Here is a 14705-nt window from a genome sequence, read left to right on the forward strand (position 1 = left end):
GAGGTGGGTTATCCCGCCTCTTCCCGTTTCAAGCGCTCGGCCTCCTCGCGTGCAAACCCCATCAGTGTGGGATAGAAGCGCAAGAATCCCTGCTCCATGTGCTCCCGGCTGACCGCCGCCAACTGACGCGCGCCATCCCCCAGGGGGAGCGGTCTTCGCAGTCGCAGCCCTATTCCGTCCAGAGCACGGGCTATCCCGTCCCACTCCATATAGCTGCCCAGCCACTGCTGCTCGGCCATGCGCCTGAGGGGGGGCGGCAGTGGATGCCGGCTCGTCAGCAGCCCTTGATAGTGCTTGGCGAGAAAGGGGGAGAGCCCCCCGGGTTCGAAGCGGGTCCAATGGCGGCTCAGCCAGTGGTCGTAGAGCATGTCGACCAGGATCGGGCCATAGCGGCGCCAGGGCGGTGGGAGAGTGGCAACCGCCGCCCTGTGTTCGGGGTGGCGGTCGGTGAACACGTCGATGGCGCGATGCAGGCGGATGCCCAGCCTGAGCTCGGGCGGGAGATCGCCCGGCAGGGGGCCCTTGACGAAGTCCCCCAGTAGGTTGCCCAGCGGGGAGGTATGGGTGTGGTCAGCGAGATGGAGGTGGGCGAGATAGTTCATGGGAGGCTCTCGTGCGGGATCTCTTGAGCCTAATGGAACCAGGGGCAAAAAAAAACCGGCCAGAGGGCCGGAGAATCAACAAGGAATGGCTTTAGAAAGTGCTGCCAGTGGCAGCAAAGACAAACTATGGGGTGTCGCAAACTTGCACACGGGAAGGAGACGCAACGGGAGCACACTCCGCAGCCCCCCCTTCAGCAATCTTGCGGTAGAGATAATAGTGTGAGCTGGGTCGCATTTCAATTGTTTTTTGTAATAAAACACTAAATTGAAATGCTTTCAGCTGACATCTCGTTTTTTAGTACAAATAACCCACGCTGTGTAATTTTATTACGTAATTGTTGGATCATGCGTCGCTGTCCGGCTCCCGCTCCTCCATCACTTCGAGCAGGTTGATCGCGACGCCGATGAAGTCGCTGTCGGTCACAATGCCGACAAGCTTGCCACGCTCCACCACGGGCAGGCAGCCGTACTTGTGGCGTTGCAGGTAGAGCGCCGCCTCCTTGATGCCGGCATGAGGATCGACCCAGGCCACGTTGCGGGTCATGATCTCATCGAGCCGCACGCTGTCGGTAAATTCCGCTTCCCGCTCCTGCGTAATGACGAAGAGCTTGGACTCTCGACTGGCCAGCACATCGCTCAGGGTCACCAGCCCCAGCAGCTGATGTTCGTGGTTGACGATGGGGATGTGGCGGATCTTCTCCTGGCTCATCAGCTCGACGGCCTGTTTGAGGCTGTTCTCCGGGCCAAGAGTGAAGGGGTTCTCGGTCATGATTTCGGATAGGGTGATCATGGTGTTCTCCTCGCGGCGGCCTTCTTCTTTCACCTTACTCGCGGCGCCGTGGCGCCGATTGATCAAGGTCAAGACAATTTGTTAAAGCTTGCGCAACCAGCCCGGCATCACAAAATCGGCCGGTAACGGTTGTCACGGGCCGAAAGATGGTGAGTCGGGGCCATTTTGAGTTGCCACGGCGGGGGGGGATAACTAGACTAGCCGCCGGTTTTCCGAGGTGTGTGATGCAAGTATCCGATTTCCATTTCGACCTTCCCGATGAACTGATTGCCCGTTATCCCACCGCCGAGCGTACCGCCAGCCGCCTGTTGCAGCTGGACGGTGAGAGCGGTGCGCGCCGCCATGGCCAGTTTGTCGATGTTCTCAATCTGCTCAATCCCGGCGATCTGCTGGTGTTTAACAACACCCGCGTCATTCCGGCCCGCATGTTTGGCCAGAAGGCGAGCGGCGGCAAGCTGGAGGTCCTGGTGGAGCGGATCCTGGGTGAGCACGCTGTGCTTGCCCACGTGCGCGCCTCCAAGGCGCCCAAGCCGGGCACTCGTCTGATCCTGGATGGGGGCGTGGAGGCCGAGATGCGTGCCCGTCACGACGCCCTGTTCGAGATCCACTTCCTCGACCCGCGCCCTGTGCTGGAGATCCTGGACGCCATCGGCCACATGCCGTTGCCCCCATATATCGACCGCCCCGACGAGGACGCCGACAAGGAGCGCTACCAGACCGTCTATAACGCCAAGCCGGGCGCGGTGGCCGCGCCCACCGCCGGCCTGCATTTTGACGAGTCCCTGCTCGAGGCGATCCGCGCCAAGGGCATCGAGACCGCCTTCGTGACCCTGCACGTGGGGGCGGGCACCTTCCAGCCGGTGCGCGTCGACAAGATCGAAGATCACCATATGCACTCGGAGTATGCCGAGGTGCCCCAGGAGGTGGTGGACGCCATCGCGGCGACCCGTGCCCGCGGTGGCCGGGTGATCGCCGTTGGTACCACCTCGGTACGCTCTCTCGAGAGCGCGGCCAGGGTGACCCTGGCTCAGGGCCAGCCACTGGCGCCGTTCTTCAGCGATACCGATATCTTCATCTATCCGGGTTTCGAGTTTCAGGTGGTGGACGCCATGGTCACCAACTTCCACCTGCCCGAATCGACCCTCATCATGTTGATCAGCGCCTTCGCCGGCTATGACAACGTGATGGCGGCCTACCGTGAGGCGGTGGCCGAGCAGTATCGTTTCTTTAGCTACGGGGATGCCATGTTCATCACCCGTCGCCGCGGCCGCTGATCGACGGCGGCCGCTATCGGGGCAAGGCCCCACACCGTCAGACTGTTTCTCTGGCTTTATCGAGGTAAATGATGAAATTTGAACTGAAAACCACCGATGGCCGCGCTCGCCGTGGCCAGCTGGTATTCGAGCGCGGTACCGTACAGACCCCGGCCTTCATGCCGGTGGGTACCTATGGCACCGTCAAGGGGATGACCCCGGAAGAGGTGCGCCAGAGCGGTGCCGAGATCCTGCTGGGTAACACCTTCCACCTCTGGCTGCGTCCGGGCCAAGAGGTCATGCGCCTGCACGGGGATCTGCACGATTTCATGAACTGGCACGGTCCCATTCTGACCGACTCCGGTGGCTTCCAGGTATTCAGCCTCGGCGACATTCGCAAGATCACCGAGGAGGGAGTGACCTTCCGTCACCCCATCAACGGCGACAAGATCTTCCTCTCCCCCGAGAAGTCGATGGAGATCCAGTACGATCTCGGCTCCGATATCGTGATGATCTTCGACGAGTGCACTCCCTATCCCGCGACCTATGAAGAGGCGCGCAAGTCCATGGAGATGTCCCTGCGCTGGGCCAAGCGCTCGCGCCAGCGTTTCAACGAGCTCGGCAACAAGAATGCCCTGTTTGGCATCATCCAGGGCTCTGTCTATGAGCCCCTGCGCGACGTCTCCCTCGACGGCCTGCTGGAGATCGGCTTCGACGGTTACGCCGTGGGTGGCCTGGCCGTGGGTGAGCCGAAAGAGGACATGCATCGTATCCTCGAGCACGTCTGCCCGAAGATCCCGGCCGACAAGCCGCGCTACCTGATGGGGGTGGGCAAGCCGGAGGACCTGGTGGAAGGGGTGCGCCGCGGTATCGACATGTTCGACTGCGTGATGCCGACCCGCAACGCCCGTAATGGTCATCTTTTCACCACCGACGGTGTGGTCAAGATCCGCAATGCCAAGCACAAGGATGACACCAGCCCCCTGGATGCCGAGTGCGACTGTTACACCTGTCAAAACTACAGCCGTAGTTACTTGCATCACCTGGACAAGTGTAATGAAATCCTCGGCGCTCGACTGAACACCATCCACAACCTGCGCTATTACCAGCGCGTGATGCAGGGTTTGCGGGACGCGATCGAGCAGGGTAAATTAGACGACTTTGTAACTGAGTTTTACCGTCGGCAAGGGAAGCCCGTTCCCCCCCTGGCAGAAGCGGCCACCGAGTAAGGCCCTTCGTTGTTGTGAACTCACGGATTATTACTGACCAGAGAGGTTTTTAAATGAGCATTATCTCCAAGGCTTATGCTGACGCCGGTGTTGCCGCTCCCCAGGGTGGCGGCATGGAAATGATCATCATGCTGGCCGTGTTCGGCCTTATCTTCTACTTCATGATCTACCGCCCGCAGGCCAAGCGCGTGAAGGAGCACAAGAACCTGATGGGCTCCCTCACCAAGGGTGACGAAGTGCTCACATCCGGCGGTCTGGTCGGCAAGATCACCAAGGTCTCTGCCGAGAATGACTACCTGGTCCTGGCCCTGAACGATCAGACCCAGGTCACCATCAAGCGTGATTTCGTGACCGCCGTTCTGCCCAAGGGCTCTATCCAGTCCCTGTAATCTCCCGAGGAGCACAGCGTGTTAAACCGCTTCCCGCTGTGGAAGAACCTGATGGTGATCCTGGTGATCGCCATCGGTTTTCTCTATGCAGCCCCCAATCTTTACGGTGAAGATCCGGCTTTGCAGGTCTCTGCCAGCCGTGGAGCCGAGGTGCAACTGAGCACCCTGGAACAGGTTAAAGGCATCATCGATGAGGCCGGCATTCCGATCAAGCATGCCGCCTTTGAACAGGGCCAGATCCTGATCCGTTTCACCAACACCGAAGCCCAGCTCAAGGCGCGCGATCTCGTGGCAGCCAAGCTGGGCGACGACTTTGTGGTCGCCCTGAACCTGGCTCCCTCCACGCCGGCCTGGCTGGAGAGCGTCGGTGCCGCCCCGCTCAAGCTCGGTCTCGATCTGCGCGGTGGTGTGCACTTCCTGATGGAAGTGGACATGGACGAGGCGATCGCCAAGCAGCAAGAGCAGATGGTGCAGGATTTTCGCAGTGAACTGCGCAACCAGAAGATCCGCTACTCGGGTGTGAACCGCGGTGGCGATCAGGTGTTGGTGCGTTTCCGCGACCAGGAGAGCCTGGATAAGGCGGTCTCCCACCTGCGCCGCCTGAACCCGGACATCACCTTCAACAAGGAGTCTGCGGACGGTCAGTTTGTGCTGCGCGCCGCCATGAGCGAGCAGAAACTCAAGGAAGTACGCAAGTACGCCCTCGAGCAGAACATCACCATCATCCGTAACCGGGTCAACGAGCTGGGTGTTGCCGAGCCGCTGGTTCAGCAGCAAGGTGCCGATCGCATCGTGGTCGAACTGCCGGGTATCCAGGACACAGCGCGCGCCAAGGAGATCCTGGGCGCCACCGCGACACTGGAGTTCCACATGGTGGACGAGACCGCGGACGCCCAGTCCGGCCGCGTACCGCCGAGCTCCAAGCTCTACGCGGATCGCAACGGTCGCCCCGTGGTGCTGCAAAAGCGCATCATCCTGACCGGTGATCATATCGTCGGCGCCCAGTCGGGCTTTGATGAGTACAGCCGTCCCCAGGTGAACATCAAGCTCGATGGCCAGGGTGGTAACAAGATGGCCGCCTTCACCAAGGACAACGTCGGTAAAGGCATGGCCACCGTCTTCATCGAGTACAAGCCGGTCGGCGAGCCGGGTCCGGATGGCAAGCGCAAGTTCCGCAAGAATGAGGAGGTGATTAACGTCGCCACCATTCAATCGCGCCTTGGTAGCCAGTTCCGCATCACCGGCATCGACAACGCCAACGAAGCCCACAACCTGGCTCTGTTGCTGCGCGCCGGTGCCCTGATCGCCCCGATCCAGATCGTCGAAGAGCGCACCATAGGCCCGAGCCTGGGGCAGCAGAACATCGACAGCGGTCTGCAGGCCATGATGTGGAGTATGGTGGTCATCGTCCTGTTCATGGGCATCTACTACCGAACCTTCGGCTGGGTGGCCAACCTGGCGCTGTGCCTCAACCTGGTGTTGCTGGTGGGCGTGATGTCGATGATCCCGGGGGCGACCATGACCCTGCCGGGGATCGCCGGTATCGTGCTGACCCTGGGCATGGCCATCGATGCCAACGTGCTTATCTATGAGCGGATCCGTGAGGAACTGCGAGCAGGGCGCGGTGTGCAGCAGGCGATCCATCTGGGCTTCGACCGTGCCTTCTCCACCATCGCCGACTCCAACATCACCTCGCTGATTACTGCGGTGATCCTGTTTGGCATCGGCACTGGCCCCATCAAGGGCTTCGCGCTGACCCTGGGGATCGGTCTGACCATCTCCATGTTCACCGCCATCACCGTCTCGCGCGCCATCATCAACCTCGGTTGGGGTGGTCGTCGCCTCGACAAGTTGCCCATCTGAGGGGAGTTGCGATGTTTCAGATTCTGCATTTTGAAAAGCCGATCCCCTTCATGCGGTATGCCAAGCCGGGGGTGATCTTCTCCCTGGCGCTGGTGGTGCTCTCCATGGTTGCCCTGGCTCAGAAGGGGTTGAACTGGGGGCTGGACTTCACCGGCGGTACCATCATCGAAGTGGGCTTCCAGCAGACGGTCTCCCTCGATGAGGTGCGCTCCGCCCTGGAGTCGAACCGGATCGAGGGGGCAACCCTGCAGCACTTTGGCTCGAGCCAGGATGTGCTGATCCGCCTGGCGCCCCACGAGGGCATCAAGGTCGACGAGCAGGGCCGTCAGGTGTTGGCGGCGGCGCAGACCCTCAACCCGGCCGCGGCGCTCAAGCGGGTGGAGTTTGTCGGTCCTTCGGTGGGTGAAGAGTTGGCGACCGATGGTGCCTTGGCCATGCTGGCCTCCATCATCTGTATCCTCATCTACGTGGCGTTTCGTTTCGAGTGGCGTCTGGCCATGGGGGGCATCATCTCCCTGGCTCACGACCTGGCCATCACCCTCGGCATCTTTGCCTGGTTCCAGATCGAGTTCGATCTGACCGTGGTGGCGGCGCTGATGACGGTAGTGGGTTACTCGCTCAACGATACGATCGTGGTGTTTGACCGCCTGCGGGAGAACTTCCGCAAGATCCGTAAGGGCGATACCCCCTACATCCTGGATCTCTCCATGACCGAGACCCTGAGTCGTACCATCATCACCTCGGGTCTGACCCTGGTGGTGGTGCTGGCCCTCTTCTTCAAGGGGGGCCCGCTCATTCACGGGTTTGCCACCGCCATGCTGGCCGGTGTGGCGTTCGGTACCTACTCATCCATCTATGTGGCGAGTGCGTTCGCCATGTACATGGGGGTGCAGCGTGAACACATGCTGCCTCCCCAGGTGGAGAAGGAAGGGGCTGATCAGCAGGAGATCATGCCGTAAGATGAAGAGCGCCCTTCGGGGCGCTCTTCTCATTTCATGCCCAAGGAGTGACCCATGCAGCACAGCCCCCGTTTTCTGGCCCTGGTCAATGAGGCCCGCCGCCACGTCGAGGAAACCGATGTCCACGCCATCCGCCGCTGGCAGGAGGCCGGACGCGACTTCATCCTGGTGGATGTGCGTGAGGAGAGCGAATGGGCCCGAGGGCACCTCCCCGGCGCCGTCTATCTGGGGCGCGGCATCGTCGAGCGCGACATCGAGACTCGCTTCCCCGATCCCGATACCGAACTCTACCTCTACTGTGGCGGCGGTTTTCGGTCCGTGCTGGTGGCCGAGAGCCTGCAAAAGATGGGATATGGCAAGGTGATCAGCGTCGATGGCGGATTTCGTGGCTGGTGCGAGGCCGGCTATCCCGTCGAGGCATGAATTATTTTGTGCCGGCACTGTCATCCACATGACAAACCCGATCCGGCCCTTTACCATAGGCGGGTAAAGCTAATGCGGCGGAGTTTTCGTTGAGCAACTGGAAAGGAATCAGGTACCTGTTAGGTATCCTGTTGGCACTACCCCTCCTGGGATGCAGCAGTGTAGGTCAAAATGACGCTCCCAAAGCCCAGCCCAAACCGGAGCCTGCCTCTCTCATCCTGGCCACCCCCCTTCAGGTCTCCTATCAGAGTGAGCTGGCCCTGGCTCGTCTCGGACAGATGCTGAGCGAGATGGAGCTGACCAAGGAGCAAAGAGCAGAGCTCTTCTATGAGCGGGCCGTGGTGTTCGACAAGGTGGGGTTACGCTCGCTGGCGCGACTGGATTTTACCCGTGCTCTGCGGGAGAAACCGGACTTTGCCGAGGCCTATAACTTCATCGGCGTCTATCTGGTTCAGCAGCAGAACTACGATGAGGCCTATGAGGCGTTCGATTCGGCCCTCGAGCTGGCGCCTGACTATGACTACGCCTACTTGAACCGCGGCATTGCGCTCTATTATGGCAATCGCTCCGATCTGGCGGCGGCCGACATCAAGCGCTTCTATGAGGCACAGCCGGAAGATCCCTATCGTCAGCTCTGGCTCTTCATGGCCGAAGCCAAACTCGATCAGGGCAAGGCCAGACGCAACCTGCGCGAGCGCTTCAACAGTGGTCACGATGACAACTGGAACTGGGATCTGGTGCGCCTCTACCTGGGGGACATCAACCCGACCCAGTTGATGGGGAATGTGGTCAAAGGGGTGAAGGATAATCGCGAGCTGGCCGAGCGCCTGTGCGAGACCTATTTCTACCTCGGCAAGCTGGAGCTGGCCAAGGGTAATCGCAAGGAAGCCATCAGCTACTTCAAGCTGGCGCTGGCCAACAACGTCTACGACTTTATCGAGCATCGCTACTCCTTGCTGGAGCTGGAGCTGATGTCTCGCAAGAAGCAGAGCGGCGCTGACGCCAACGCAAAAAAACAGGCCTCGATTTGAGGCCTGATTTTTTTGGTCAGGAGACCAGCTTCATGCCGGGGATCTGCCGCCAGTAACCGTTGCAGTCGTGGCCGGTGAGGGGCTGAGGGGCCTCTCCCTGCCGATTGGCCGCAAAGCGATCCAGCCAGAGCAGGGTGTCGTCCCCCTGAGGGCTGAGGCGGACCACGTCGACCAGCTCCTCCATGGAGGGGAGATCGTTGACCAGGTTGTAGCAGTAGCCGGACTGGGTCTGGATCCCGTTCAGATTGAACACGCTCTGCCCCTCCCGGCTGTTGGCCTGGCGACCGGTGGGATAGTCGATGCAGGCCAGCTCACACTGATCCTTGGGGCGGTCGAGAGAGCGAGCAGTGAAGCAGCGTGCCGAATAGGCCAGCGGCAGATAACCATAGCCGAACAGCTCCACCTCAAACTGCTCCCGCTGCGGGCTGCACTCCTCGCGCAGGGCCAGCAGCCAGTCGCGGGAGAGCTCCACCGGCATCACCCAGCGTTTCATCCCCTGGCGCAACAACAGGCGCAGCACATCGGCGTTGTAGGCGTTGATGGCCGGGCCACAGACAAACGGCACGCCGGCCTCGGCGGCGAGCTGCACGGCGCCGAGATCGTTGGCCTCGATCATCCACTCCCCGTTGTCCACCATGCGCTTGACCTCCTTGAGTTCGGAGGGCGCGCTGATGAGGGCCAGGGTCGAGAGCACGACCTGCTTGCCGGCATCGCTCAATCGGCGCGCCTGCTCCAGCCAGTCATCGACTTTCATCTCCCGGCGCTTGCTGCACACCGTTTCACCCAGATAGACGATGTCGGCTTGGCTCGCGGCGACTTGGTCATAGAAGGCCTGGGTATCTGCCTTGGGCCAATAGAAGAGCAGGGGCCCGAGTGAAAATTGCATGTGACCTCCTTACTGCCACTGACGATGGTAGGCGCCGAGGGTGGTCTGGCTCCCCTCGGAGACGCGCGCGAGTTGGGCATCCCACTCGGGTCTGACGCTGTAGCCCTCGGGATTGGCCAGGTAGGCATCGATGGCGGCGCGCCACACCCGGGTCACCTGCTCCACATAGGCGGGGCTGCGCTGGCGCCCTTCGATCTTGACCGACTGGATGCCGGTCTGGAACAGCTCGGGCAAGAGCCCCAGGGTGTTGAGACTGGTGGGTTCTTCCAGGGCGTGATAGAGCTGGCCGTCGACCTCGAAACGCCCCTTGCATAGGGTCGGGTAACCGGCGTTTTCACCCGGACCATAGCGATCGATGAGCACCTCGCTCAGGCGTGATTCAAGGCCCATGGGGGTCTCTTCCCAGCGTACATACTTGGCCGGTGAGCAGGCGCCGACCGTGTTGGGGCTCTCGCCGGTCAGGTAGGAAGAGAGGTAACAGCGCCCCTCGGCCATGATGCAGAGGCTGCCGAAGGCGAACACTTCGAGCCCGACGTCTGTCTCCCGGGCCAGTTGTTTGACCTGATGCATCGAGAGCACCCGGGGCAGCACCACCCGTTTGACGTTGAAGTGCTGCTGGTAGAAGCGGATCGCCGCCGCGTTGGTGGCCGAGGCTTGCACCGAGACGTGTAGCTCCAGGTCAGGATAGCGCTTGCTGGCGTAATCGAGCACGGCGAGATCGGCGATGATGAGCGCATCGGCCCCGAGAGCGGCGCCCCTGTCCACGGCCGACTTCCAACGGGTATCGGCGCCGGGATGGGCGAAGGTGTTGATGGCGATGTGCAGCTTGCGTCCGTGATCGTGCACATAGTTGGCCGCCTTCTCCAGCTTGCCGCCGTCGAAGTTGAGACCGGCGAAGTGACGCGCATTGGTGTCATCCTTAAAGCCGATGTAAACGGCATCGGCACCGTTATCCACCGCGCTCTTCAGGGCCGGCAGGCTTCCCGCCGGGCAGAGTAGTTCCATCAGTGGGCTCCCTGATCGTGAAAATGGAGGGATTGTAGGCAGGGGGGCGGCGGCAGTTATTGACCTGAGGCAGCTTATAGGTCCTTTTACTCTTTGGAGTTAGGCATCATAAGTTTGATTTTCAACAGGATCTGCGTCAGAACCCTGTGCTTGAATGCCTCCATCACAAGAGGAGAAGCACAGTGTTGATCGAATTGCAGCGCCGCCTGGTCGAGAAGGCCCCCGCATTTTTGCGTCCCCCCCTGAAGTGGGTTCCCTTCACTGTGCAGCAGAGGGTAATGGAGACGCTGCTGACCAGGGCCTTTCATGAGGCAATTGCCGACGGTGACTTCGACTTTCTGGCGGGGCGTTGGCTGAAGGTTGCGGTGACCGATCTGGAGCTGTGCTGGTATATCACCCAAGAAGAGGGCGTGCTGAGAGTGGCTCACACTGCTCCTCAGGTTGATGTGAGCTTCAGCGGTGAGGCCAACGATCTCATTCTGATCGCGGGTCGTAAAGAGGACCCTGACGCTCTCTTCTTCCAGCGTCGTCTCAAGATAGAGGGGGATACCGAGTTGGGGTTGGAGGTCAAAAACCTCCTCGACAGCCTGGATATGAGCGCGCTGCCAGCCCTGATCCGGCTTCCCTTGCAGGATCTGGCTGAGCTGGTCTCACGAGTGCGTGCCGCTCCTGTGACTGACGCGGCGCACGGGAACTCGGTGGCGCTTTAACTGCTCGCCGGCAAACTCGCGCCTGTGATGGCGCGAGCGCAGGCGCATGCGTAGGCAGTAGATGGCCCAAAGGGTGGGCAGCATAGCCAGCCAGGGCCCCATCGGGTGCAGTCGGGCGATGATCACGGCGGTGGCCAGCAACACGAAGGGTTGCAACTCATAGAGCCATTCGGGTTGGAACCAGCGCTTGTCGGGATAGATGACCAGATCGGTGCGCCGATAGCTCGAGCGCATCACCCAGAGCAGGGCGCCACAGCCAAAAAGCATGCCACCGGCAAACCAGAGCAGGGGAGAGTGCCCGAGTCCGGCGACCAGAGTGCCCAGTGTGAGACAGCCAAACGGCATGGACTCATAGAGGGGACGGGGTAGCATGGCAGTTTCTCCGAAGGGGCTTCTCTGCTCCAGTCTAGCCAAGAGGGCGGGTTAGATAAGATCGTTTGGCGATAACCGCCCGTCATTTCTGTGTTGCATCGCACCTTTCCCATGCCCAATTTCACCTTTCTTATGCTACAATTGCCGCCCTATTTTGAGACAAGATTGACGGCTCATGTTGGATCAGGTTCGCATCGTTCTGGTTAACACCTCCCACACCGGCAACATGGGGTCGGCGGCTCGCGCCATGAAAACCATGGGGCTGAGCAACCTGGTGTTGGTCGACCCCCAGACACTCCCGGATGGCAACGCCAACGCGTTAGCGGCAGGGGCGAGCGACATTCTTGCCAGTGCCCGTATCGTGCCGACCCTGGAAGAGGCTGTGGCCGATTGCGGTCTGGTGATTGGTACCAGTGCGCGTTCCCGGACCCTGAGCTGGCCCATGCTGGATCCCCGCGAGGCGGGTGCGAAGCTGGTGGCAGAAGGGGCGCGTCAGCCGGTTGCACTGGTGTTTGGTCGTGAGCGCACCGGCCTTACCAACGAAGAGTTGCAGCGTTGTCACTTCCACGTTGCCATTCCGGCCAACCCCGAGTACAGCTCCCTGAACCTGGCCATGGCGGTGCAGACCCTTTGCTACGAGGTGCGCATGCACTGGTTGGCGGGTCAGCAGCCGGTTGCCGAGGTGGATGACACGGATTACCCCAGCAGTGAACTGATGGAAGGATTCTACAGTCATCTGCAACAGACCCTGTTGCAGACCGGTTTCATCAGTGAGGGGCATCCGGGACAGGTGATGAGCAAGCTGCGTCGCCTCTTTAATCGAGCCCGGCCCGAGTCGGCCGAACTCAATATACTGCGCGGTATCCTGACCTCGGTGCAGAAGCCTCATCCCCCCAAGTAATTCCTACTGTGGCACTCAACTATTATTCTTGACTAAATTAGTCGGGTATGTGAGCATTCACCGCAACGAATTAAGGGATACGGTAAAGCACCATGAGACTGACTTCGAAAGGACGTTATGCAGTGACCGCTATGCTGGACGTAGCATTACACGCTGAAACCGGGCCGGTACCCTTGGCAGATATTTCAGAACGTCAGGGCATCTCTCTCTCCTACCTCGAGCAGTTGTTTGCCCGTCTGCGCAAGAATGGTCTGGTACAGAGCGTGCGCGGTCCCGGTGGCGGCTACCGTCTCGGTATGGATCCGGATACCATCTCGGTCGGCCAGGTCATCTCTGCCGTCGACGAGTCGGTGGATGCCACCAAATGTCTCGGCAAGGGTGACTGCCACGGCGGCACCCAGTGCCTGACTCACTCCCTCTGGCGAGACCTGAGCGAGCGCATTTCCAGTTTTCTCGGCGAAATTACCTTGGGTGAGTTGGTCCGCCAAGCCGACGTTCGCCGCATCGCCGACAAGCAAGATCATCATTTGAAAAGTGTTGTCACCCTGGGCGACCGTGGTGAACAGCACAGCAATCTGAGCCTGAAAGTCCAACTATAAAAGCGTGCTTTCAACAACCCATGACCAGTGGGGTCCCGGTTGTAACGGAGAAAAACATGAAACTGCCAATTTACCTTGATTATTCGGCCACCTGTCCGGTAGATCCGCGCGTCGCTGAGAAGATGATGCAGTGTCTCACCATGGACGGCCTGTTCGGCAATCCGGCCTCTCGTTCCCACCGTTTTGGTTGGCAGGCGGAAGAGGCGGTCGACCTGGCGCGCAATCAAGTGGCAGAGCTGATCGGTGCCGATCCCCGCGAAATCGTCTTCACATCCGGTGCGACCGAGTCCGACAACCTGGCCATCAAGGGCGTTGCTCACTTCTATGCCGGCAAGGGCAAGCACATCATCACCTCCAAGACTGAACACAAGGCGGTGCTCGACACCTGCCGTCAGCTGGAGCGTGAAGGGTTCGACGTGACCTACCTCGAGCCGATGCCAAACGGTCTGTTCACCCTCGCGATGATCGAGAACGCCATGCGCGACGACACCATCCTGGTGAGCATGATGCACGTGAACAACGAGATCGGCGTGATTCAGGACATTCAGGGGATTGGCGAGCTGTGCCGTGCCCGTAAGGTGCTGCTGCACGTTGATGCGGCCCAGAGCGTGGGCAAGGTCGAGATCGACGTCGAAGCAATGAAGATCGACCTGCTCTCCCTCTCCGCCCACAAGATTTACGGTCCCAAGGGGATCGGTGCCCTCTATGTGCGCCGTAAGCCGCGTGTGCGCATCGAGGCCCAGATGCACGGTGGCGGTCACGAGCGTGGCATGCGCTCCGGCACCCTGGCGACTCACCAGATCGTCGGCATGGGTGAGGCATTCCGCATCGCCCGTGAAGAGATGGCCAGCGAAGAGGCTCGTATCCGCGTCCTGCGCGATCGCCTCTGGAATGGCATCAAGGATATGGAGGAGGTTTATGTCAACGGTGACATGGAGCACCGGGTGCCTGGCAACCTCAACGTGAGCTTTGCCTATGTTGAAGGGGAATCCCTCATCATGGCGCTCAAGGATCTGGCGGTCTCCTCTGGCTCGGCCTGTACCTCTGCCAGCCTGGAGCCCTCCTATGTGCTGCGTGCACTGGGCATGAATGACGAGTTGGCCCACAGCTCCATCCGCTTCACCATCGGTCGCTTCACCACCGAAGAAGAGATCGATTATGCGGTCGAGCTGATCCGCAACTCCATCGGTCGTCTGCGTGAAATGTCCCCTCTGTGGGAGATGTTCAAGGACGGGGTGGACCTGAATACAGTCGAATGGGCCCACCACTGATCGGTGGCTTGACGGAATCTGCAGGAGTTAAGTTATGGCGTACAGTGAAAAGGTCATCGACCACTACGAAAATCCCCGCAACGTCGGCGGTTTTGACAAGAACGACCCGAGCGTGGCCACCGGCATGGTGGGCGCCCCGGCCTGCGGCGATGTGATGAAGCTGCAGCTGAAGATCAACGAGCAAGGGGTCATCGAAGACGCCAAGTTCAAGACCTACGGTTGTGGCTCCGCCATCGCCTCCAGCTCCCTGGTGACCGAATGGGTCAAGGGCAAGACCCTGGACGAGGCGGCCTCCATCAAGAACACCGAGATCGCCGAAGAGCTGGCGCTGCCGCCGGTGAAGATCCACTGCTCCATCCTGGCCGAGGATGCCATCAAGGCCGCCATCGCCGATTACAAGCAGAAGAAAGGGCTCGCCTGAG

At 60.4% G+C, this 14705-nt stretch carries 17 protein-coding genes; 12 read left to right on the top strand and 5 right to left on the bottom strand.

Annotated elements, in window-relative coordinates:
- Nucleotides 1-8 precede the first annotated feature (8 nt).
- A complete protein-coding gene (locus BN1121_RS10275; protein ID WP_005355495.1) occupies nt 9-602 on the bottom strand; it encodes an acyl carrier protein phosphodiesterase in 594 nt (197 codons plus the stop codon).
- A gap of 343 nt (nt 603-945) precedes the next feature.
- Nucleotides 946-1392, bottom strand: a complete 447-nt coding sequence (locus BN1121_RS10280) for a CBS domain-containing protein (RefSeq protein ID WP_043157725.1) — start codon at nt 1390-1392, stop codon at nt 946-948.
- Nucleotides 1393-1616: 224 nt separating this feature from the next.
- On the opposite strand from BN1121_RS10280, the gene queA reads away from it, so the two are divergent.
- The 7 genes from queA to nlpI all read left to right on the top strand — a co-directional run bounded on the left by queA (nt 1617) and on the right by nlpI (nt 8539).
- Nucleotides 1617-2666 carry a tRNA preQ1(34) S-adenosylmethionine ribosyltransferase-isomerase QueA gene (gene queA / locus BN1121_RS10285; protein WP_005355491.1) on the top strand — a complete coding sequence of 350 codons (1050 nt, stop codon included), beginning with the start codon at nt 1617-1619 and terminating at the stop codon, nt 2664-2666.
- A 71-nt stretch (nt 2667-2737) separates the two neighbouring features.
- The gene (gene tgt, locus BN1121_RS10290) at nt 2738-3874 is read left to right on the top strand and encodes a tRNA guanosine(34) transglycosylase Tgt (RefSeq protein WP_005355490.1); all 1137 of its coding nucleotides are present in this window, start codon (nt 2738-2740) and stop codon (nt 3872-3874) included.
- Between the two features lie 53 nt (nt 3875-3927).
- Nucleotides 3928-4263 carry a preprotein translocase subunit YajC gene (gene yajC, locus BN1121_RS10295; protein ID WP_005355489.1) on the top strand — a complete coding sequence of 112 codons (336 nt, stop codon included), beginning with the start codon at nt 3928-3930 and terminating at the stop codon, nt 4261-4263.
- A gap of 18 nt (nt 4264-4281) precedes the next feature.
- Nucleotides 4282-6126, top strand: a complete 1845-nt coding sequence (secD, locus tag BN1121_RS10300) for a protein translocase subunit SecD (protein ID WP_005355488.1) — start codon at nt 4282-4284, stop codon at nt 6124-6126.
- A gap of 11 nt (nt 6127-6137) precedes the next feature.
- Nucleotides 6138-7085, top strand: a complete 948-nt coding sequence (gene secF, locus BN1121_RS10305; RefSeq protein ID WP_043597769.1) for a protein translocase subunit SecF — start codon at nt 6138-6140, stop codon at nt 7083-7085.
- 54 nt (nt 7086-7139) lie between these two features.
- Nucleotides 7140-7508, top strand: coding sequence for a rhodanese-like domain-containing protein (locus tag BN1121_RS10310; protein WP_005355482.1), 369 nt, complete (start codon nt 7140-7142; stop codon nt 7506-7508).
- Between the two features lie 89 nt (nt 7509-7597).
- Nucleotides 7598-8539 (top strand): lipoprotein NlpI, encoded by a 942-nt coding sequence (gene nlpI / locus BN1121_RS10315; protein ID WP_005355479.1) that lies wholly within the window; start codon nt 7598-7600, stop codon nt 8537-8539.
- Between the two features lie 16 nt (nt 8540-8555).
- On the opposite strand, the gene BN1121_RS10320 is transcribed toward nlpI, so the two are convergent.
- Nucleotides 8556-9425, bottom strand: a complete 870-nt coding sequence (locus tag BN1121_RS10320; protein WP_005355477.1) for a U32 family peptidase — start codon at nt 9423-9425, stop codon at nt 8556-8558.
- Between the two features lie 9 nt (nt 9426-9434).
- Nucleotides 9435-10430, bottom strand: coding sequence for a ubiquinone anaerobic biosynthesis protein UbiU (gene ubiU, locus BN1121_RS10325; RefSeq protein ID WP_005355475.1), 996 nt, complete (start codon nt 10428-10430; stop codon nt 9435-9437).
- Nucleotides 10431-10612: 182 nt separating this feature from the next.
- Here ubiU and ubiT point away from each other — a divergent pair, with 182 nt between their 5' ends.
- Nucleotides 10613-11140 carry a ubiquinone anaerobic biosynthesis accessory factor UbiT gene (gene ubiT, locus BN1121_RS10330; protein WP_005355474.1) on the top strand — a complete coding sequence of 176 codons (528 nt, stop codon included), beginning with the start codon at nt 10613-10615 and terminating at the stop codon, nt 11138-11140.
- Here the strand turns inward: ubiT and BN1121_RS20040 are convergent.
- Nucleotides 11081-11512: a hypothetical protein gene (locus BN1121_RS20040; RefSeq protein ID WP_005355473.1), complete on the bottom strand. Its 432-nt coding sequence runs from the start codon at nt 11510-11512 to the stop codon at nt 11081-11083. The two genes, ubiT and BN1121_RS20040, sit on opposite strands and share 60 nt — an antisense overlap.
- Nucleotides 11513-11687: 175 nt before the next feature.
- Here BN1121_RS20040 and trmJ point away from each other — a divergent pair, with 175 nt between their 5' ends.
- The 4 genes from trmJ to iscU all read left to right on the top strand — a co-directional run bounded on the left by trmJ (nt 11688) and on the right by iscU (nt 14704).
- On the top strand, nt 11688-12413 hold the full coding sequence (gene trmJ, locus BN1121_RS10340) for a tRNA (cytosine(32)/uridine(32)-2'-O)-methyltransferase TrmJ (RefSeq protein WP_005355470.1): 726 nt from the start codon (nt 11688-11690) through the stop codon (nt 12411-12413).
- 92 nt (nt 12414-12505) lie between these two features.
- Complete coding sequence (iscR, locus tag BN1121_RS10345; protein ID WP_043597776.1) at nt 12506-13012, top strand: Fe-S cluster assembly transcriptional regulator IscR; 507 nt, start codon at nt 12506-12508, stop codon at nt 13010-13012.
- A gap of 56 nt (nt 13013-13068) precedes the next feature.
- On the top strand, nt 13069-14283 hold the full coding sequence (locus BN1121_RS10350; RefSeq protein WP_005346689.1) for an IscS subfamily cysteine desulfurase: 1215 nt from the start codon (nt 13069-13071) through the stop codon (nt 14281-14283).
- A 34-nt stretch (nt 14284-14317) separates the two neighbouring features.
- Nucleotides 14318-14704: a Fe-S cluster assembly scaffold IscU gene (gene iscU, locus BN1121_RS10355; protein ID WP_005346692.1), complete on the top strand. Its 387-nt coding sequence runs from the start codon at nt 14318-14320 to the stop codon at nt 14702-14704.
- Nucleotide 14705 lies beyond the last annotated feature (1 nt).

This window comes from Aeromonas diversa CDC 2478-85 (assembly GCF_000819805.1).
In the GTDB taxonomy this organism is placed as follows: Bacteria; Pseudomonadota; Gammaproteobacteria; order Enterobacterales; family Aeromonadaceae; genus Aeromonas; species Aeromonas diversa.

Bases quoted from the DNA above. Each gene is read 5' to 3' on its own strand.
- BN1121_RS10275 (WP_005355495.1), bottom strand. From the start codon at position 602: ATGAACTATCTCGCCCACCTCCATCTCGCTGACCACACCCATACCTCC.
- BN1121_RS10280 (WP_043157725.1), bottom strand. From the start codon at position 1,392: ATGATCACCCTATCCGAAATCATGACCGAGAACCCCTTCACTCTTGGC.
- queA (WP_005355491.1), top strand. From the start codon at position 1,617: ATGCAAGTATCCGATTTCCATTTCGACCTTCCCGATGAACTGATTGCC.
- tgt (WP_005355490.1), top strand. From the start codon at position 2,738: ATGAAATTTGAACTGAAAACCACCGATGGCCGCGCTCGCCGTGGCCAG.
- yajC (WP_005355489.1), top strand. From the start codon at position 3,928: ATGAGCATTATCTCCAAGGCTTATGCTGACGCCGGTGTTGCCGCTCCC.
- secF (WP_043597769.1), top strand. From the start codon at position 6,138: ATGTTTCAGATTCTGCATTTTGAAAAGCCGATCCCCTTCATGCGGTAT.
- BN1121_RS10310 (WP_005355482.1), top strand. From the start codon at position 7,140: ATGCAGCACAGCCCCCGTTTTCTGGCCCTGGTCAATGAGGCCCGCCGC.
- BN1121_RS10320 (WP_005355477.1), bottom strand. From the start codon at position 9,425: ATGCAATTTTCACTCGGGCCCCTGCTCTTCTATTGGCCCAAGGCAGAT.
- ubiU (WP_005355475.1), bottom strand. From the start codon at position 10,430: ATGGAACTACTCTGCCCGGCGGGAAGCCTGCCGGCCCTGAAGAGCGCG.
- BN1121_RS20040 (WP_005355473.1), bottom strand. From the start codon at position 11,512: ATGCTACCCCGTCCCCTCTATGAGTCCATGCCGTTTGGCTGTCTCACA.
- trmJ (WP_005355470.1), top strand. From the start codon at position 11,688: ATGTTGGATCAGGTTCGCATCGTTCTGGTTAACACCTCCCACACCGGC.
- iscR (WP_043597776.1), top strand. From the start codon at position 12,506: ATGAGACTGACTTCGAAAGGACGTTATGCAGTGACCGCTATGCTGGAC.
- BN1121_RS10350 (WP_005346689.1), top strand. From the start codon at position 13,069: ATGAAACTGCCAATTTACCTTGATTATTCGGCCACCTGTCCGGTAGAT.
- iscU (WP_005346692.1), top strand. From the start codon at position 14,318: ATGGCGTACAGTGAAAAGGTCATCGACCACTACGAAAATCCCCGCAAC.